The following is a 19,399-nucleotide window of genomic DNA, read 5'->3' as shown; positions in this document are numbered from 1 at the left end:
GGGCGGACGGAGGGACTTCGCGGACACGACTCAGGCCGTCGGCCGGCCCATCGCCCGGTAGGTCCACCCGGCCCGCCGCCAGACCTCCGGGTCCAGGGCGTTGCGGCCGTCGAGGATCACCCGCGCCGTCGCCACCTCGCCCAGCGTCTCCGGGTCCAGCTCGCGGAACTCCCGCCACTCCGTCAGGTGCAGCACGGCGTCGGCGCCGCGCACCGCCTCCAGCGCCGAGTCGGCGTAGCCGAGCGTCGGGAACAGCCGCCGGGCGTTGTCCATGCCCTTCGGGTCGTACACCGTCACCTGGGCGCCCTGGAGGTGGATCTGCCCGGCGACGTTCAGTGCGGGCGAGTCCCGTACGTCGTCCGAGTCGGGCTTGAAGGTGGCGCCGAGCACCGCGACCCGCTTGCCCAGGAACGGGCCGCCGCCCAGCGCCTGCCGCGCCAGCTCGACCATCTGGCCGCGCTGGCGCATGTTGATGGAGTCGATCTCGCGCAGGAACGTCAGCGCCTGGTCGGCGCCCAGCTCACCGGCGCGCGCCATGAACGCCCGGATGTCCTTGGGCAGACAGCCGCCGCCGAAGCCGATCCCGGCCCGCAGGAACTTCCTGCCGATCCGGTCGTCGTGCCCGATGGCCTCCGCCAGCTTGGCGACGTCGCCGTCGGCGGCCTCGCAGACCTCCGCCATCGCGTTGATGAAGGAGATCTTGGTCGCCAGGAAGGAGTTCGCGGCGGTCTTCACCAGCTCGGCCGTCGGGAAGTCGGTGACGACGAACGGCGAACCCTCGGCGATCGGTGTGGCGTACACCTCGCGCAGCAGCTTCTCGGCCCGCTCGCTGCGCACCCCGACCACGATCCGGTCCGGGCGCAGCGTGTCCTGCACGGCGAAGCCCTCGCGCAGGAACTCCGGGTTCCAGGCCAGCTCGGCGTCGCCGCCCGCCGGCGCGTGCTCGGCGAGGTAGGAGGCCAGCCGGTCGGCGCTGCCCACGGGCACGGTCGACTTGCCGACGACCAGGGCGGGGCCGCGCAGATGCGGCGCGAGCGAGGCCAGCGCGGAGTCGACGTAGGACATGTCGCAGGCGTACTCGCCGTGCTTCTGCGGCGTGTTCACGCACAGGAAGTGCACGTCGCCGAAGGCCGCGACCTCCGCGAAGTCGGTGGTGAAGCGCAGCCGCCCGCTGGACCCCTCGATGCCCGCGACGTGCTTGGCCAGCAGTTCCTCGAGACCCGGCTCGTACATCGGGACCTGGCCCCGCTGGAGCATCTCGATCTTCTCGGGCACCACGTCCAGGCCCAGCACCTCGAAACCGAGCTCGGCCATGGCCGCCGCATGGGTCGCGCCGAGGTAGCCGGTGCCGATCACGGTGATCTTGAGGGCCATGGGTGCTCCAGAGGTGTACGGCTGAGGTGCGCGCCCGAGCATATCCGGGGCACCGGGCAGGGCCCTTGGTCGGCTGTCGTCTACCTCACCTATCCACGGAAGCCCGGGCGTTCTAAAATTTGGGTTACTTAACGGTAGTTAGCGTGCCCAGCATCACAGCGTTTTGGAGCGTGAGAGACCTTGGCCGGATCGGCTGACTTCGACCTGTACCGCCCGTCCGAGGAGCACGACATGCTCCGCGACGCCGTCCGCTCGCTGGCCGAGGCGAAGATCGCGCCGCACGCCGCCGCGGTCGACGAGGAGGCCCGCTTCCCGCAGGAGGCCCTCGACGCCCTGACGGCGAACGACCTGCACGCCGTGCACGTCCCCGAGGAGTACGGCGGCGCGGGCGCCGACGCCCTTGCCACGGTCATCGTGATCGAGGAGGTGGCCCGCGTCTGCGCGAGCTCCTCCCTCATCCCCGCCGTGAACAAGCTCGGCTCGCTGCCGGTGATCCTTTCCGGCTCCGAGGAGCTGAAGAAGAGGTACATGACCCCGCTCGCCAAGGGCGACGGCATGTTCTCGTACTGCCTCTCCGAGCCCGACGCGGGCTCCGACGCGGCCGGCATGAAGACCAAGGCCGTGCGCGACGGCGACTTCTGGGTGCTCAACGGCGTCAAGCGCTGGATCACCAACGCGGGCGTCTCCGAGTACTACACGGTGATGGCCGTCACCGACCCCGACAAGCGCTCCAAGGGCATATCCGCGTTCGTCGTCGAGAAGTCCGACGAGGGCGTCTCCTTCGGGGCCCCCGAGAAGAAGCTCGGTATCAAGGGCTCGCCGACGCGCGAGGTCTACCTCGACAACGTCCGCATCCCCGCCGACCGCATGATCGGCGCGGAGGGCACCGGCTTCGCCACCGCGATGAAGACGCTGGACCACACCCGCATCACCATCGCCGCCCAGGCCCTCGGCATCGCCCAGGGCGCCCTCGACTACGCCAAGGGCTACGTCAAGGAGCGCAAGCAGTTCGGCAAGCCGATCGCCGACTTCCAGGGCGTCCAGTTCATGCTCGCCGACATGGCCATGAAGATCGAGGCGGCCCGCCAGCTCACCTACGCCGCCGCCGCGAAGTCCGAGCGTGGTGACAGCGACCTCACCTTCCAGGGCGCCGCCGCCAAGTGCTTCGCCTCCGACGTGGCGATGGAGGTCACCACGGACGCCGTCCAGCTGCTCGGCGGCTACGGCTACACCCGTGACTACCCGGTGGAGCGCATGATGCGCGACGCCAAGATCACGCAGATCTACGAGGGCACCAACCAGGTCCAGCGCATCGTCATGGCGCGCAACCTGCCGTAACGCCTCTCCCACGAGAAGGGCGCCCGGGACCGATGTCCCGGGCGCCCTTCGCGCGCGTGCGGGGCGCTCAGTCCTCGTAGCCCTCCGCCACCCGGCGCTCCCGCAGTTCCATGATCGCGCGGCGGCGGGCCAGACGGTGGGTGCGGCGGATCTGGGCCTCCTGGTAGCGCCGCTTGTCCTTCTCGGTCTCCGGGATCACCGGCGGCACCGAGCGGGGCTTGCCGTCCGCGTCCACCGCGGCGAACACCAGGTAGGCCGAGCCGACCTGGGTGGCGGGGGCGGACTCGTTCCAACGCTCGGCCAGCACTCGCACGCCGACCTCCATGGAGGTGCGGCCGGTCCAGTTGACCTGGGCCTTCACATGGACGAGGTCGCCGACCCGGACCGGTTCGAGGAACGCCATCTCGTCCATGGACGCGGTGACGGCGGGACCGCCGGAGTGCCGTCCGGCCACGGCGCCGGCCGCGTCGTCGACCAGCTTCATGATGACGCCGCCGTGCACCGTGCCCAGAAGGTTGGTGTCGCTGTGCGTCATGATGTGGCTGAGGGTGGTGCGGGAGGCCGAGGTCGGCTTGCCCGGGATCTCCGGTGTCGCCGACTCCGCGGCCGAGGCCTGTTCTGCCTGGTCTGTCATGCCGTCCACCTTATGCCGGGACGACATCCGAGTAATTTGTGTCAGCTTCGCAACAGCGCCGCCCCTATTTCCCGACGCCCCTGTCAGCCGCGCCGCCGGGACCGGCACACTGGTCCGCATGACTGATTGGCCCCAGGGACGACCCGGTGACAACCGCGCCGGCCGGTACGGACGCGGCAGCGCGAGCGCACAGCCCGAGAGTGCCCGCGTGATGCGTCAGGTCCGCCGCGGCGCGGTGCCGCCGCCCGGCCCGGGCGGGTCGGCCCCTCCGTACGGGGGCGGGGTGCCGCAGCAGCCGTCGTACGTCGACGGCCAGGGCTACGGCGGCCAGGACGCGTACGACAGCGGCTACAACACCGGCCAGGTCTACGGCAGCCCCGGCGGCCGCGGCCCCGCCGGTCCCGGCCCGGGCGGTGCGCGCCCCGCGCCGAACTGGCGGCGCCGGATCAAGTGGACGGCGATCACGGTGGTGACCGTGCTGGTCGTCACCACCGTCGGGACCTACTTCTGGGCCGACTCCAAGCTCAACCGCGAGGTCGACCTGTCCAAGGTCATCGACCGCCCCGAGGCCGGCGAGGGCACCAACTACCTGATCGTCGGCTCCGACAGCCGCGAGGGCATGACCGACGCGCAGAAGAAGGACCTGCACACCGGCTCGGCCGAGGGCAAGCGCACCGACTCGATGATGATCCTCCACACCGGGGACAACGGGTCGACGCTGGTCTCGCTGCCCCGCGACTCGGACGTCGAGATCCCGAGCTTCGTCGGCTCCGAGTCCGGCAAGAAGTACGAGGGCACGGGCCGGCACGTGAAGCTCAACGCCGCGTACGCGGAGGACGGCCCCGAGCTGCTGGTGCGCACCGTCGAGTTCAACACCGGGCTGCACATCGACCACTACGTGGAGATAGGCTTCGCCGGCTTCGCGAACATCGTGGACTCGGTCGGCGGCGTCGAGATCGACATCCCGCAGGACATCAAGGACAAGAAGTCCGGCGCCGACTTCAAGAAGGGCAAGCAGACCCTGAACGGCGAGGAGGCCCTGGCCTTCGTCCGCACCCGGTACGCGCTGCCCGGCTCCGACCTGGACCGCACGAAGAACCAGCAGAAGTTCCTGTCGGCCCTGGCGAGCCAGGTGGCCACCCCGTCGACCGTGCTGAACCCGTTCAAGCTGTACCCGACCATGGGCGCGGGCCTGGACTCCCTCATCGTCGACAAGGACATGGGCCTGTTCGACCTGGCCGGCATGTTCTGGGCGATGAAGAGCGTCAGCGGCGGCGAGGGCACCTCGATGAACATGCCGGTCTCCGGCAGTGTCGGCGGAAACCTCACGTGGGACGACGCCAAGGTGGAGAAGCTGGTGGAGCAGCTGAAGAACGACGACAAGGTCACCGTCTCCGGCAACTGAGGCCGCGGCCGGTCACCGCTCCCCGCACACCACCTCGTCGCCGCGCACCACCGTGCCCGACTCCTGCGGGGGGTCCGCCGGCCCCACCTTCGCCACCTGCCTGAAGTCGGCGCCCGCGATCACCCTCAGCGTCGCCCCCTGGCCCTTGACCGGCCTGAGCTCGCTGCCGGGCAGGGCGGCGGCCAGCGACTTCGCCGAGTTGTCCCAGCGGGGGTCGAAGGCGACCACGGTCCGTGCCACCGCGCGGTCGGCGGCGTTCACCGGCGTCCGGGTGGTGAGGAAGCCGGTCGCGGCCAGCGCGTCGTCCACGCGCCGGCCCAGCCCGGCGGTGTGCGTGCCGTTCTCCACCTGGACCCGGATCTGCTTCGGGTCGACCGGCACCCGCACCGGCGCCGGTCCCTCGGGCTTCGGTCCTGGCGGGGCCAGCGGCTTGTCCTCGCGCAGCGCGTCGAAGATCCGCTTCGACTCGGCGGGGTCCCACTTGAGGGTCGAGCCGACGCCCTTGACGGCGTAGCCCATCTGCCCGATCGGGACGGTGGTGAACTCGGAGGACGACGGCGAGAAGTTCCGCATCGCCCGCCCGAGGGCCAGCAGCTCGTCGGTGCCGAACCCCTTGTCGGCCCGCACCGAACCCAGCACCGCCCGCGTGACGTCGCGGAACTTGAGCGGGTTCAGCAGAAGCCCGGAGGAGGTCGCCCGGTCGATCAGCGCGGCCAGGAAGCGCTGCTGGCGCTTCATCCGGCTCAGGTCCGAGGCCCCGTCGAGGTGGCGGGCGCGGACGTACTGGAGGGCCTGCCCGCCGGTCAGCTCGTGGGTGCCGGCCGGCAGGTCGAGCCCGGTGTACCTGTCCTTGAGCGGCTGGACGGTGCAGATCCGCACGCCGCCGAGGACGTCCACGGTCTTCATGAAGCTGGTGAAGTCGACCTCCAGATAGTGGTCGATCCTCACGCGGGTCATGCTTTCGACGGTGCGGATGGTCAGCTGGGGACCGCCCTCGGCGTAGGCCGCGTTCAGCTTGACGGGGTGTCCCCGGTGGTGCTCGCCGGTCGTGCGGTCGGTGTGGTCGGGCGTCACGGCGTACGAGTCGCGCGGCAGGCTGACCACGCTCGCCCGCTCCCGGTCCTCCGAGATGTGCACGATCATGATCGTGTCGGTGCAGTGGCAGGGCGCGCCGCCGAGCCGGTACTTCCGCCGTTCCTCCTCGCTGATCCGGTCGCGGCCGTCGGTGCCGACCAGCAGGACGTTCATGCCGTCACCGTCGCGCGGGCGGTTCTTCATGTCCTTGAAGGCGTCGACGCGGGCGATGTCCGCGTCCAGGCCCGAGAGCACCGCGTGCCCGATCCCGGCGGAGGCGAGCACCACCACCGACAGCCCCGTCACCGCCCGCATGGCCCAGCGCGGCTTCTTCCGCCGTACGGCGGGCCCCGGCGGGCGGCCGGCGGGCCGCGGACGGGTGCGCTGGGGCGGGGGGCCGCCCTGTGGGGGCGATGCCGGGACCCTGGGGGAGCGGGGCGGCGTGGGCATGGTGACACCTCCGCGAGGGCGGGACCTGGGGCCGGACGTGGGATCCGTGAGCACCGTAGGCCCATACGATCTGCTGACCGGGGCCCTGACCCCCGCGGCGCGCACCCGTGTCCCCCGTTCGCGGTAACGTGAGCACCGATGAACGCCAAGTCCGACGTGCGGCTGCCCGCCGTTTCCGTGATCATGCCCGTCCTCAACGAGGAGCGGCACCTGCGCGGCGCCGTCCGCGCCATCCTCGCCCAGGAGTACGCCGGCGAGATGGAGGTCGTGATCGCCGTCGGTCCGTCCACGGACCGCACGGAAGAGATCGCCGCCGAACTCGTCCGCGAGGACCCCCGTGTCCACACCGTGCCGAACCCCACGGGCCGCACGCCCGCGGCGCTGAACGCCGCGATCAAGGCCTCGCGCCATCCCGTCGTCGTCCGCGTCGACGGCCACGGCATGCTGTCGCCGAACTACATCGCCACGGCCGTACGGCTGCTGGAGGAGACCGGCGCGCAGAACGTGGGCGGCATCATGCACGCCGAGGGCGAGAACGCCTGGGAGGACGCCGTCGCCGCCGCGATGACGTCGAAGATCGGCGTGGGCAACGCGGCCTTCCACACGGGCGGTCAGGCGGGTCCGGCCGAGACGGTCTACCTGGGCGTGTTCCGCCGCGAGGCGCTGGAGCGGCAGGGCGGGTACAACGAGGAGTTCATACGCGCCCAGGACTGGGAGCTGAACTTCCGCATCCGTGAGGCCGGCGGCCTGATCTGGTTCTCGCCCGAGCTGAAGGTGTCCTACCGGCCCCGGCCCTCCGTGCGGGCGCTGGCCAAGCAGTACAAGGACTACGGCCGCTGGCGGCACGTCGTCGCCCGCTACCACTCCGGCTCCATCAACCTGCGCTACCTCGCCCCGCCGGCCGCCGTGTGCGCGATCGCGGCCGGCGTCGTGGTGGGCGCGGCGCTGACCCCGTGGGGCTTCGTCGTGCCCGGTGGCTACCTCGCCGCGATCGTCGTGGGCTCGCTCCCGGCGGGCAAGGGGCTCGGGCCGAAGGCGCGGGCGCAGATCCCGGTGGCGCTGGCGACCATGCACATGTCGTGGGGCTTCGGCTTCCTGACCAGCCCGCGGTCGCTGGCGAAGCGGGTCATCGCGTCGCGGCGCCCGGCGGTCCAGCCGGACGCCGACGCCGCCGGCGCCCGGTGACGCCGCTCAGGACCAGGTGAACCCCGGGTTCACGTGCATGCAGGCGCCGGTGTCCGCGCCGTTGAGCGCCTCGGCCGACTCCGGGGTGCTGTCGTCCGCCTCGGGCACCTCGTAGGCCGTGTCCTCGCGCCAGTCCGCGCCCACGACGAGCGTGACGCCCGAGACATCGGTCGACCGCTGGACCGAACTCGCCGGAATCCCCAGTGACTCGGCGACCCGCAGCGCGTCGCCCGCCAGGTCGGCGCTGGGGTAGCGGACGACCGTACGGTCCTCGCTCGGCAGCACCGAGGGGTCGGCGACGGCCCGCGTGAAGCCCTGTTCCACCAGCAGCCCGGCTACCGTGTCGGCGCGCCCGCGGGCCGCCGCGAGGTCGTCGGTGCGGGTGCCGTTGCGGACCTGTACCGCGATCTCGTCGGCGGCGGCGGCCGGGTCGGCGGGGGCCTGCGAGTCCCGGCCGGGCCCGGGCTCCTTCTTCTTCGCGTCCTTGCCGTCCAGCGCGATGTCCTCCCGCACCAGCCGGAACAACCGCTCCGCGTCCTCGGTCGGCTCCACGCGCGCGCCCACGTACCGGTTGGGCATCGTGGTCATGGTGATGCGTTCCGGCTTCACGGTGCGCAGCTCGCTGCTGAGGTCGTACAGCTTCTTGACGGTGTCGAGGCCCGGGTCGACCGTGAGCGCCTCGGTGGCCTCCTCGGCGAGCGCGCGCAGCCGGCCCGGGCTGCTGAGCGTGGCGTTCTCGCGCAGCACGCGGACCATCGAGTTGAGGTACATGTGCTGGGCCTTGGCGCGGGCCAGGTCGCTGCCGTCCTCGAAGCCGTAGCGGGTCCGCAGCCACTGCAGGGCCTGCTCGCCCTTCACCGGGTGGGTGCCCTTCTCCAGCTTCAGGCCGGAGCCGTGGCCCTGGCCGTCACGTGAGTGGATGTTGGCGTCCACGCAGACCGGGACGCCGCCGACGGCGTCCGCCATCGACACCACGCCCGCGAAGTCGACCATCACGAAGTGGTCGATGTGGATGCCGGTGAGCTCCTGCCAGGTGGCCACCGTGCAGCCGGGGCCGCCGTGGCCGAGGCTCTGATTGGTCATCACCCGGCCTTCGCTCGCCGGATAGACCGTCCCGTCGTCCGGGTCGGTGCACTTCGGGATCTTCACCAGGGTGTCGCGGGGCATGCTGACGACCGACATGTTGCTGCGGTCGGCGGACAGGTGCACCAGCATCTGCACGTCGGCCAGCGGGGTGGAGCCGAACGTCTCGCGCGCGCCGCCGAGTTGCTGGTTCTCCTCGCTGTCCCGGGCGTCCGAGCCGATGACGAGGATGTTCAGCGGGGTCTGGCCGGCGGCGTTCGGCGTCGGCGCGGCGACCTTGCTGTCGCCCAGGTTCAGGACGTCCTGCTCGATGTTGTCGTTGAGGTGCTCGTAGTAGAGGTAACCGGCACCGGCCGTGCCGATCAGGAACACCGCGAGGGTCAGGGCGGTCCAGCGGAGCACCCGCAGCCCCCGGCGGGGCCGGCGTATACCGGCCTCGGCGCCGTCCTCGCCGTCGTCCCCCCGGCCCGCGACCGTCTCGTCGCCCTCGGGGGTGTCCGACGCGGCCTGCCGCGTGTCCTCCCCCTGTACACCGCTCTGCGTCACTTCCGCGTCCTTCCCCACCCCTGCCGCCGCGCCGCGGGCCCGTCCTCCGTCCGTGGTCGTCCTGTGAGACGTACGGCGGGCCCGTCAGGTCAACTGGCGCACTGCACCTGATCGGCCGTGGACTTGTCCAGCTCCGGTGTCTCCACGGAAGCGGCGTTGAGCTTGACCCCGGCGCCCTTGAAGTCCTTGCCGAGGGTGAGTGTCATGGTGGGCAGGCCCTGGGAGTTGGTGACGCTCTCGCCGGGCTTCATGGCGGCGCCGGACAGGCCGAGGATCTCGGCGAGTGCGCGGGCCTGGTCGGCCTGGTCGGGGGCGTACTCCAGGGTGGTCTTCGCGAGCGGGGCCGGGGCGTTGCCGGCGTTCTCGGACTTGGTGACGCCGGCCTCGTTCTGGAGGTAGAGCAGTTCCTTCCCGGCGCTGCCGCCCGGGGCGCCGCCGTTGAGGACGCGGACGCGGATCTCGGACGGCTCGGACCTGGTGCCCTGCAGACGCGCCGCGACGGCGGCGGCCTCCTTCTTCTGCTGCTGCTTGACCTCGGTGAACGAGATGTCGTTCTGGACCATGGTGAAGACCTGCGGCGCCTTCGCCTCGTCCACCACGACCGTCACCGGGACCTTCTCGGCGGGATTGTCCTTCACCGGCACCGTGGTGAACGTGATGTTCTTCGTCGGCACCTTCTTCAGCTCCAGGGCGATGTCCTTGAGCGTGCCGACGTTGCCGATGGGCTTGTCCACGGTGAGCGCCTTCGTGGCGGCCTCGGCGAGCTTCACCAGCTTGGTGGGGCTGGTGAGGGTGTCGCCGGAGGACATCTTCCGCATGAGCGAGCCCAGGAACTGCTGCTGCGCCTTGATGCGGTCGAGGTCGCCGTGGTTGCCGAAGGCGTGCCGGGTGCGGACGAAGGCGAGGGCCTGCTCGCCCTCCACCTTGGACTTGCCTTCGGGCAGGACGAGTTTGGACTTCTTGTCGTTGACGGCGTGCTCCACGCAGACCTCCACCCCGTCGACCGCGGTGGTCAGTGTCTTGACCGCGTTGAAGTCGGCCATCATGAAGTGGTCGACCGATATGCCGGTCACCTCCTTCACCGTGCGCATGGTGCAGCCCGCGTCCCGGCCGCTCTCGCCGAGGCTCCGGTTGAAGCGCACACCCTGCTGGCCCGGAACGACCTTCTCGGACCCGTCCTCCTGGAGGGTCGGGCAGTCCGGGATGTCGACTATCAGGTCGCGAGGGATGCTCATCGCGGTCGCGTTGGAGCGGTCCTTGGCCACGTGCAGCAGGATGTTGGTGTCGGCGTGCCCGACGCTGCCGGGGTCCCCGTAGCCCTCGTTGCCGGCACCGGTGCGCTTGTCGGTGCCGATGATGAGGATGTTGAAGGCCTCGTCCTTGCTGAAGTTGCTGCTGCCCGCGCCGCCGATGTCGGTCGTCGAGACGTTGCCCTCGAGGTGCTTGAGGTAGAGGTAGCCGCCGACACCGGCCACGAGGACGACGAACGCCGTCGTGCCGCCGGTCCACAGCAGGATCTTCTTGCCCGTCGACTTCTTCTTCGCCGGCCGCCGGCCGCGCCGCCCGGGCGCCGGCTCCTCGGGTGCGGAACGGCGGCGCCGTTGCGGCGGCACCTCACGGCCGGGGGCCGTCGTACGGCGACGGGCCGCGCCGTCGGTGCCGCGCTCCCCGTCGCTCTCGCCCGGTGCGCTTCTGCGGGGCTTCGGAACGGCGGGCTGCGGCGCGGAAGAAGGCAGCCGCAGTTCGTACTCGCCGGTCCGCGGATTGAGCACCCACTGGTCTGCGGGGTCGATGTCGTCCGCCCGCCCACGTCCTTGCGCGTCCACGGTCTCCCAGTCCTCCGTCGGGGCCACGCGGCGCCTTCCCCCGAAGGCGCACGGTAAAGGGTCAACAAGTGCACGACGCCAGGGCGGACCTCGCGGCGGGGGCACTGGAGCGCTCACACTATCCGCCCAGTTCAGCGTCGAACGACACCAGTGACAAATTCGACTCCCCTACAACAGGGCATTCCGACCCATTTCTGTGAACGCCTACCAGCGGTAGGGCTTGTAGACGTCCATGCACGTGCCGGTGTCGGCGCCATTGAGGGCGTCGCTGTTGTCGGGCAGGTCGCCTGCCTCCGGCGTCTTCTGCTTCGGATACGCCGTGCCCGAGCGCCAGTCGGCGCCGACGACGACCGTGACGCCGGAGACGTCCGCCGACTTCTGCACCGCGTTCGCCGGAATGCCCAGCGCGGTCGCGACCCGCCGCGCGTCCCCGGCCAGATCGGCGCTCGGATAGCGGACGACGGTCCGTTCCTCGGAGCGTGCCGCCGAGGTGTCCTTCGTGGCCCGGTCGAAGCCCTTCTCCGCCAGCGCCTCGGCGACCGTGCCCGCACGGCCGCTGACCGGACCGAGCGAGTCGGACCGGGTGGCGTTCTGCACGAGTACGCCGATCTCGGCGTCCGGGGCGGCCGGGTCCTGGGGGGACTTGCCGGTGCCGTCCGGGCCGGTGGTGCCCGCGCCCTCGCCGCCGCTCCCGCCGGCGCCCTTGCCGCCGGTCTTCGCGCCCTTGTCGTCGAAGGACACGTCGTCGCGGAGCATCGCCCACACCTTCTCGGCGTTCGCGCCGTCCGGCAGCAGGTGGTTCTCGTCCTCGGGGTCCTGGACGGTGGGCAGCGTCGTCATGGTGATGCGGTCCGTCGGCACCGTCTTCAGCTGCATCCCGAGGTCGTACAGCTTCTTGGGCGTGCCGATCTCCTCCGAGACGCCCAGGGACTTCGTGGCCGCCTCGGCCAGGTTCATCAGCCGGCCCCCGTCGGTGAAGACGTTCTGGTCCTTCAGGGTCCGGATCATCGAGTTCATGTACATGTGCTGGGCCCGTGCCCGCATCAGGTCACTGCCCCAGGCGTGCCGGGTGCGCAGCCACTGGAGGGCTTCCTCGCCCTGCACCTTGTGCCGGCCGGCCGTCATCTTCAGGCCCGAGCCGCCGCTCTCGCCGGCGCTCAGCGGGTGGTCCCACACGTTCTGGTTCACGCAGACCTCGACCCCGCCGACGGCGTCCGCCATCGACACGACGCCCGCGAAGTCGATCGTCATCCAGTGGTCGACGTAGACCCCGGTGAGGTTCTGCCAGGTGGCCAGGGTGCAGCCGGCGCCGCCGCGGCCCAGCGACTCGTTGATGATCGTGTTGGTCGCCGGATACGTCGTGCCGGTGTCCGGGTCCGTGCACTTGGGGATGTCGACCCGGGTGTCGCGGGGGATGCTGACCACCGCGGCGCTCTTGCGGTCCGCGGACAGGTGGATCAGCATCTGCACGTCGCCCAGCGGCGGGTTGTCGCGGTGGTCCTTGCCGCCGCCCAGCGCCACGTTCGCGTCGGAGGCGCGGCTGTCGGAGCCGATCAGCAGGATGTTCAGGGGCGTCTGCCCGGCCGCGTTCGGCTCGGTCCGGTGCGCCTTCGAGTCGCCGCTGTTGCGCTCGCCCTTCTCGATGTTGCCGCTCAGGTGCTGGTAGTAGAGGTATCCGGCGCCGGCCGTCCCGAGTATCAGCACCGCGAGCGTCGACGCGGACCACCTGAGCACCCGTCGCCCGCGCCCCGCCCGCCGCCGTCCGGACCGCCGGCCGTTCCCGTTGCCGTGCCCCCCGCCGCGCCGGCCGCCGTGTCCGCCGGTGCGGTCCTCCGTGCTCGCGCCGGAGCCCTCGTCGTCCGCGGCCCCCTGCCGGGCGCCCCTCCCGCGCCGGACGGCACCGGAGCGCGTTCCCTGCCCGCGCACATCACTCTGCGTCATGTCCCTCTCCCCACCCCTCGCGCCGGCCGACGTGCCCACGGGCGCTTTCCGTTCGCACAGTTGGACGTACGGACCGCCCCATTGGCTGTACGGCCGGCCCGGCGGATTGTTTCCGCCACGGCCGCAGCACGGCCGCCCGGTAAGACGCGAGAGAGGGCCGTCAGGTCACTTGGCGCACTGCACCTTGTCCGCCGTGGACTTCTCCACCCCCTCCGGAGTCTTTCCGGAGGTGGCGTTGAGCTTGACCCCGGCGCCCTTGAAGTCCTTGCCGAGGGTGAGTGTCATGGTGGGCATGCCCTGGGAGTTGGTGACGCTCTCGCCGGGCTTCATGGCGGCGCCGGACAGGCCGAGGATCTCGGCGAGGGCGCGGGCCTGGTCGGCCTGGTCGGGTGCGTACTCCAGGGTGGTCTTCGCGACCGGGGCCGGGGCGTTGCCGGCGTTCTCGGACTTGGTGACGCCGGCCTCGGTCTGGAGGTACAGGAGTTCCTCCTGGGCGCTGCCGCCCGGGGCGCCGCCGTTGAGGACGCGGACGCGGATCTCGGACGGCTCGGACTTGGTGCCCTGCAGGCGCGCCGCGACGGCGGCGGCCTCCTTCTTCTGCTGCTGCTTGACCTCGGTGAACGAGATGTCGTTCTGGATCATGCTGAAGACCTCGGCGGCGGGCTGCTCCTGGAGGACGACCGTCGCCTTGACCTTCTCGGCCGGGTTGTCGACCACCGGCACCGTGGTGAAGGTCAGGTTCTTGGTGTCGAGCTTGCCCAGCTCCAGACCGAGGTCCTTCAGCTTGCCGATGCTGTCCAGCTTGGCGTCGACGGTCAGCGCCTTGGTGCCCGCCTCCGCCAGCTTCACCATCTTGGACGGGCTGGTGAGCGTGTCGTTCGACTTCAGCTTGCGCATCAGGGCGCTGAGGAACTGCTGCTGTATCTGGATGCGGCTCAAATCACCGCCGAAGCCCACCGAGTGCCGGGTGCGCACGAACGCCAGCGCCTGCTCGCCCTCGATGGTGTGTGTGCCCGCGGACAGCTTCAGGTGCGAGTCCGGATCGTCGATGTCCTTCGCCAGGCAGACGTCGACCCCGCCGACCGCCGAGGTCAGCGTCTTGACCGCGTTGAAGTCGGCGACCATGAAGTTGTCGGGGGTGACCCCGGTCAGCTCGGTGACGGTCCGCATGGTGCAGCTGGGCGTACGGTCGTCCTGACCGAGGCTGGTGTTGAAGCGGACGCCGGTGGAACCGGGGATGACCTTCTTCGTCCCGTCCTCCTGCGTGGTCGGGCAGTCGGGGATGTCGACGATCAGGTCGCGGGGGATGCTGAGCGCGGTCGCGTTGGAGCGGTCCTTGGACACGTGCAGCAGGATCGTGGTGTCGGCGTGGCCGACGCTGCCGCTGTCGCCGTAGCCCTCGTTGCCGTCGCCGGTGCGCTTGTCGGTGCCGATGAGCAGGATGTTGATGGCCTTGTTCTTCTGGAAGCCACCGGTGCTCGCGCCGTCGTCGGCGACGGACTGGATGTTGTCGTTGAGGTGCTCCAGGTAGAGGTACCCGGCCGCCGCGGCACCGAGGACGACGAACGCCACGGTGCCGCCGGTCCACATCAGGACCTTCTTGCCCTTCGACTTCTTCTTCGCCGGCCGCCGCCGGCCCCGCCGCCCGGCAGGGGGCTCGTCGGGTTCCGCACGCCGCTTGCGCGAGCCCGGGACGGCACGCCCCGGAGTGGTCACGGGCGCGGACGCCTCTGCGGTGCGGTCGGGTGACGGTCCGGAGGGGTCCGGCCCGCCCGGGCCGCGGGGGCCCTGGGCCGTCGGCTGCGCTGCGGAAGGGGTCAGTCGCAGTTCGTATTCGCCGGTGTCCGGGTTGAGCACCCACTGGTCTGCGGGGTCGATGTCCTCTGCCCGCCCACGGCCTTGCGCGTCCACGGTTGTCCGATCCTCCGTCGGGGCCACGCGGCGCCTTCCCCTCAAGGCGCCCGGTCTCGGTCACAGTGCGCGACCCCCAGGACGAAACCTCGTGGCCGGGCACACCGGATCGCTCACACTAACCGCCCGATTCGGCGTGCGGCGACGACGGTGACACATTCCACGGTCCTTACAACCGGTCAATCCGCCCGTTTTCCTGGACAAGTGTCCGCCGCCCCGCGCATGTCTTGGCTCCGCCTTGGGTCGTCTTGGAACGCGCTTTACCCGCAGATGTCCTCGGCGGCTGTGTTCCCGCTGAACGTCGGCTGCGGGGAGTCGCCGGCCCGCGGCTCGCCCGCGACCGCGGAACCGGACCCGTTTCCGCCCCCTGTCCGCCGCCCGTCCGCCGCCACCGCCACCGGTTCGTCCGTCCGCAGACGGGTGAACAGTTTCTCGGCGTCGGGCTGCACGAGTTGGTCGCGATTGGCGTCGCGTGCGTACGACTCCCGGGGGACGGTCAGGAATTGCACCCGTTCGGTGGGGATGCCACGCAGGCCGCGCGCGAGGTCGTACACACCCCGCAGGCTCGCCAGCCCCGGGTCGGTCGTGAGGGACGACGTGGCCGCGTCCAGGACGGGATAGAGCTTCACCGGATTCAGCAGGACGTCATTGCTCCGCACCTTGCTGACGAGCGCCCCCAGGAAACGCTGCTGCCGGCGCATCCGGTCGGTGTCGCTGCCGTTGCCGAGCGATTTGCGGGCCCGGACGTAACCGAGGGCCTGCTCCCCGTCGAGCGTCACCCGGCCGGCGGGCAGTTTCAGCTGGGCGTCCTTGTCGTCGACCGGCTTGCGCAGGCACACCTCGACGCCGTCGAGCGCGTCGACCATCTTCTTGAAACCGTGGAAGTCGACGACCACGTGATGGTCGATCCGGATGCCGGTCAGCTTCTCCACCGTGCGGATGGTGCACGCCGAACCGCCTGCCTCGAAGGCGTAGTTGAGCTGGGTGAACACCGGATCGGTTCCGGAGCCGTTCCGGCGGTGGCAGCCGGGCACGTTCACCATCAGGTCGCGGGGGAGCGAGACGGCGGTGGCGCTGTCCCGGCCCGCCGCGAGGTGCAGCAGGATCGTGGTGTCCGACCGCTCGGTCCCGGTGTCCCGCCCGTAGCGCTCGTTGCCGTCGCCGGAGCGCGAGTCCGACCCGATCACCAGCACGTTCTGCGCGCCGCGGACCAGGGAGGTGGGCCGCTCCTTCTCGTACCGGGCGAGCTCGGCCGCCGCCGCCTCGTCGGCGGTGATGTTCCCGCTGAGCTTGGCGTACACCGCCCAGCCGACGCCCACGGCCGTGACGCCGAGCACGGTGACCGCGACGCCCGAGTTCCGCAGCCGGCGCCGCCCTCGCCGGCGCCGCAGGCCGTCCCCGGTCGCGGACGCCCCCGCCCCCGGTCCCAGGGTCCCGGCTCCGTCGGAGGAAGCGCCTGCGCTGTCGCCCACGTCTGCCTCAACCCCTCATGCCGTACGAGCGTGCCCTGCGTGCGCGCTCCCCCGATCATGACCCGAACCCTCACGCACCCCCGGCCCTGACTGAGCCGAACGGGTCACTCCCACGGGGGCCGAGCCGGCGGCCCCGCCGCCGACCGGCTGGACCGCGCCGCCGACCGGCCCCAGCCGAGACCGGCCATGCCGCCTCAGCCGCGAGCAGTCGCGCCGACACGGCCGCGGTCGGCCATGCCGCCTCAGCCGGGGGCAGCGCAGTTGGCCATGCCGCCCCAGCCGTGCGCACTCGCGCCGACGAGGCCGCGGTCGGCCATGCCGCCTCAGCCGCGGGCAGTCGCGCCGACGAGGCCGCGGGTGGCCATGCCGCCTCAGCCGTGCGCACTCGCGCCGACGAGGCCGCGGGTGGCCATGCCGCCCCCGCCGCGGGCAGTCGTGCCGCTGGGGCGGCACGGGCAGGCGCGGCGGCACCCCGTCAGCGCGGGCCGTGTCACCCACCCGCGTCACCCACCCAGCGGCGAGTCAACACCGGGCCGCGTCACCGGCCACAGCGCAGCACCCTGTCAGCGCCGGGCCCCGTCACCCACCCGACCCCGCGCCCCGTCGGCGCCGGGCCCCGTCACCCACCCGCGCCGACACCCCGTCAACGCCGGATCACCCGACCGCCGCCGACAACTCACCGCGCCGTGACCGAAACCCGCTCCGCCTCGATCCGCTGATCCACCACACCGTCCCCCGCCCGCTCCAGATGCCGGCACAGCACCACCGACCCCCCCGACGCCAACGGCCCGTACAACCCCGCGTTCAACCCCTCCCACGTGTCGTACGGCAGCCCCGACAGAATCCGCGCCCCCGGCCCCGTCAGCCCCAGCTCCGACGCCTCCGCCCGAGCCCGCTCCACGACCTCCGCCCCGCTGAACTCCCGCCCGGCCACGATCAGCGCCGGCGCCTCCGGGTCCACCGGCGCGTACGGCACGAACCGGTCCCCCTGCCCCGGCACCTCCACCGCGTAATCGGCGAAGCCCTCCGGCGGGGCCGGCGCGAACCGCCCCCCGAGCGGCCGCAGCGCCAGCGCGATCCGCGGCCCCGAGCACGCCCGCGCCGCCTCCAGCGACTCCGGCTCCGGCCCGCTCACCACCACGTCCGCCGCCGCCGGGTCACCGGCCACGTCGGCGACGACACCCACCGACGCGCACGCCAGCAGCCATACCGCCGTCTGCCAGTGCGCAGGCAGCAGCAGCGCGACCCGGTCACCGGGTTCGACGGACAGTTCGTCCTGGAGCAGATTGGCGGTCTTGGCCACCCAATTGGCGAAGGTGGCCACGGACAGTTCGACGCGTTCGCCGGTGGCGTCGTCGTAGAAGGTCACCAGGGGGCGTCCCGGGTCCGCGGCGAGCGCGGAACTCAGCAGGTCGGCAGGGGTGCGGTCGGTCGCGTTCACCCGCACAAGCGTACGCGGGACCGAAGGCGCGCCCCGGGCGGACGGGGCACATCACCACCACCGGATCGGGCGAAAATACCCTACGGTCCGTCACATCCCGCATGGACAGATTTGTCCCGGCATGTCCAGGATCAGGGGCATGCATGGATTCCTCACTTCCTCAATAGGCGTCACCTGCGCGGCCGCCCTGGCCCTTCCGCTCACCGCCGCGCCCACGACGGCGACGGCAGCGACCGGAAGAGCGGCATCAGCACCGGCACAGGCACCGGACTCGGCGTACGTCCCCGGCAGCACCCAGTCGCTGCCGCTCACGCCCCTCACCGGCGACCGCGCCTCCACCGCCCCCGGCACCGCCCAACAGGGCGTCCCCCGCCGGAACACACGAAACTTTTCCCTGGTCGGCGTGGTCTGGGACGACCCGGCCACCGAACTGCACGGCCGCGTCCAGGTCCGCACCCGTGCCACCGCCACCGGCACCTGGTCCGCCTGGCAGGACCTCGAGACGCACAACGCCGACCACGCCGCCGACCCGGGCACCGCCGAAAGCGCGTCCGGCCGGGTACGCGGCGCCACCGCCCCGCTGTGGGTGGGCGAGTCGGACGGCGTGGAGGTGCGGGTGCGTGCGGGGGACGAGGACGGCACCGAGGACGCCACCACGTCCCCACTCCCCACCGGCATGCGCCTCGAACTCGTCGACCCAGGCGAGGGCACCCCGCCCCAACCCCCCACGGACCCGGCGGCCTCCGGCGAGGGCCCCCGCACCACAGCCGTCACCACCGAGACCGGCGAAACCGCTGAGACCGGCGAGACCACCGGAACCGCCGAGACCACCGAATCCGTCGAGCCGGTCGGTGCCGCCGCCGAGGCCGTCGGATCCGCCGAGTCCGCCGAGGTCTTCGCGTCCGTCGAGGGCCTCGACGCCTCCGCCGCCAACGCCGTCCTCGCACCCCTCGGTGCCACCGAGATCCCCGCACTGAGCCGGATCCAGACCGAGAGCGAACTCCTCGCCCTCGGCACGCTGACGGAACAGCAGAAGGCCAAGCCGTACATCGGTCCGCGCCCGAGCATCACCACGCGCCGCGGCTGGGGCGCGAACGAGAAGCTGCGCGAGAAGAAGTTCGTGTACACGAAGAAGGTCAAGGCGGCCTTCGTGCACCACTCGGCCACGGGCAACAACTACCGCTGCTCACAGGCCCCGTCCGTCATTCGCAGTATCTACCGCTACCACGTCAAGAGCATGGGCTGGCGGGACATCGGCTACAACTTCCTCGTCGACAAGTGCGGAAAGATCTACGAGGGCCGCGCCGGGGGAGTGTCGAAGCCGGTACTGGGTGCCCACACCATGGGGTTCAACTCCAACAGCATGGGAATCGCGGTCCTCGGCACCTACGGCTCGAAGAAACCGTCGTCCGCCGCGGTCAAGGCCGTCGCCCGGCTCACCGCGTGGAAGCTCGGTCTCTACGGCATGAATCCGCGCGGGAAGACATACCTGAAGTCCGGTGGTGGCAATCTCTACCGAAAAGGTAAGAACGTACGACTGAACGTCATCTCGGGTCACCGCGACGGCTTCGCCACGAGCTGCCCCGGCAAGCAGCTCTACGGAAAGCTCGGCACGGCCCGTTCCTCGGCGGCGAAGTACCAGGGCCGCTGAGGACGCACCACCGCACGGCCATCGAAGGCGCCATGGAACGGTCTGCATACACTGGCCGGCCGAAACAC

The 19,399-nt window shown here is 71.3% G+C and carries 13 protein-coding genes; 4 read left to right on the top strand and 9 right to left on the bottom strand.

Translation table 11 applies throughout. The annotated features are described in order from the left end of the window. Positions 1-30 precede the first annotated feature (30 nt). Positions 31-1,374, bottom strand: a complete 1,344-nt coding sequence (locus ACIRG6_RS19275) for a UDP-glucose dehydrogenase family protein (RefSeq protein ID WP_364680993.1) — start codon at positions 1,372-1,374, stop codon at positions 31-33. Positions 1,375-1,554: 180 nt separating this feature from the next. Between ACIRG6_RS19275 and ACIRG6_RS19270 the strand changes: the two genes are divergently transcribed. Further along, on the top strand, positions 1,555-2,712 hold the full coding sequence (locus ACIRG6_RS19270) for an acyl-CoA dehydrogenase (protein ID WP_239766185.1): 1,158 nt from the start codon (positions 1,555-1,557) through the stop codon (positions 2,710-2,712). Positions 2,713-2,779: 67 nt separating this feature from the next. Here ACIRG6_RS19270 and ACIRG6_RS19265 read toward each other — a convergent pair whose 3' ends face one another. Next, positions 2,780-3,346, bottom strand: a complete 567-nt coding sequence (locus tag ACIRG6_RS19265; protein ID WP_189234374.1) for an acyl-CoA thioesterase — start codon at positions 3,344-3,346, stop codon at positions 2,780-2,782. Positions 3,347-3,464: 118 nt separating this feature from the next. Here ACIRG6_RS19265 and ACIRG6_RS19260 point away from each other — a divergent pair, with 118 nt between their 5' ends. Next, a complete protein-coding gene (locus ACIRG6_RS19260; protein WP_403323707.1) occupies positions 3,465-4,751 on the top strand; it encodes an LCP family protein in 1,287 nt (428 codons plus the stop codon). Positions 4,752-4,763: 12 nt separating this feature from the next. Here the strand turns inward: ACIRG6_RS19260 and ACIRG6_RS19255 are convergent, their stop codons facing one another. Continuing rightward, entirely contained in the window at positions 4,764-6,275 is a 1,512-nt protein-coding gene (locus ACIRG6_RS19255; protein WP_435879503.1) for an LCP family glycopolymer transferase, read from the bottom strand. A gap of 138 nt (positions 6,276-6,413) precedes the next feature. Here ACIRG6_RS19255 and ACIRG6_RS19250 point away from each other — a divergent pair, with 138 nt between their 5' ends. Then, positions 6,414-7,460 (top strand): glycosyltransferase family 2 protein, encoded by a 1,047-nt coding sequence (locus ACIRG6_RS19250; RefSeq protein WP_403323705.1) that lies wholly within the window; start codon positions 6,414-6,416, stop codon positions 7,458-7,460. A gap of 6 nt (positions 7,461-7,466) precedes the next feature. Here ACIRG6_RS19250 and ACIRG6_RS19245 read toward each other — a convergent pair whose 3' ends face one another. From ACIRG6_RS19245 to ACIRG6_RS19220, 6 genes are all read right to left on the bottom strand, one after another. Then, positions 7,467-9,089 (bottom strand): LCP family protein, encoded by a 1,623-nt coding sequence (locus tag ACIRG6_RS19245; protein WP_403323703.1) that lies wholly within the window; start codon positions 9,087-9,089, stop codon positions 7,467-7,469. An 89-nt stretch (positions 9,090-9,178) separates the two neighbouring features. Then, a complete protein-coding gene (locus ACIRG6_RS19240; protein WP_364818546.1) occupies positions 9,179-10,915 on the bottom strand; it encodes an LCP family protein in 1,737 nt (578 codons plus the stop codon). Between the two features lie 204 nt (positions 10,916-11,119). Continuing rightward, positions 11,120-12,856 carry an LCP family protein gene (locus tag ACIRG6_RS19235; protein WP_364680984.1) on the bottom strand — a complete coding sequence of 579 codons (1,737 nt, stop codon included), beginning with the start codon at positions 12,854-12,856 and terminating at the stop codon, positions 11,120-11,122. Between the two features lie 165 nt (positions 12,857-13,021). Further along, positions 13,022-14,767, bottom strand: coding sequence for an LCP family protein (locus tag ACIRG6_RS19230; RefSeq protein WP_403323701.1), 1,746 nt, complete (start codon positions 14,765-14,767; stop codon positions 13,022-13,024). A gap of 260 nt (positions 14,768-15,027) precedes the next feature. Beyond that, positions 15,028-16,239, bottom strand: coding sequence for an LCP family protein (locus ACIRG6_RS19225; RefSeq protein ID WP_403323699.1), 1,212 nt, complete (start codon positions 16,237-16,239; stop codon positions 15,028-15,030). Between the two features lie 676 nt (positions 16,240-16,915). Next, on the bottom strand, positions 16,916-17,680 hold the full coding sequence (locus ACIRG6_RS19220) for a TIGR03089 family protein (protein WP_365023741.1): 765 nt from the start codon (positions 17,678-17,680) through the stop codon (positions 16,916-16,918). 139 nt (positions 17,681-17,819) lie between these two features. On the opposite strand from ACIRG6_RS19220, the gene ACIRG6_RS19215 reads away from it, so the two are divergent. Then, the gene (locus ACIRG6_RS19215) at positions 17,820-19,331 is read left to right on the top strand and encodes a peptidoglycan recognition protein family protein (protein ID WP_403323697.1); all 1,512 of its coding nucleotides are present in this window, start codon (positions 17,820-17,822) and stop codon (positions 19,329-19,331) included. Positions 19,332-19,399 lie beyond the last annotated feature (68 nt).

The organism is Streptomyces flaveolus, from assembly GCF_044765825.1.
Lineage (GTDB): Bacteria > Actinomycetota > Actinomycetes > Streptomycetales > Streptomycetaceae > Streptomyces > Streptomyces flaveolus.
Note: the sequence above shows the minus strand (reverse complement) of the source record. Positions and strands in the feature narration are given on the sequence as shown.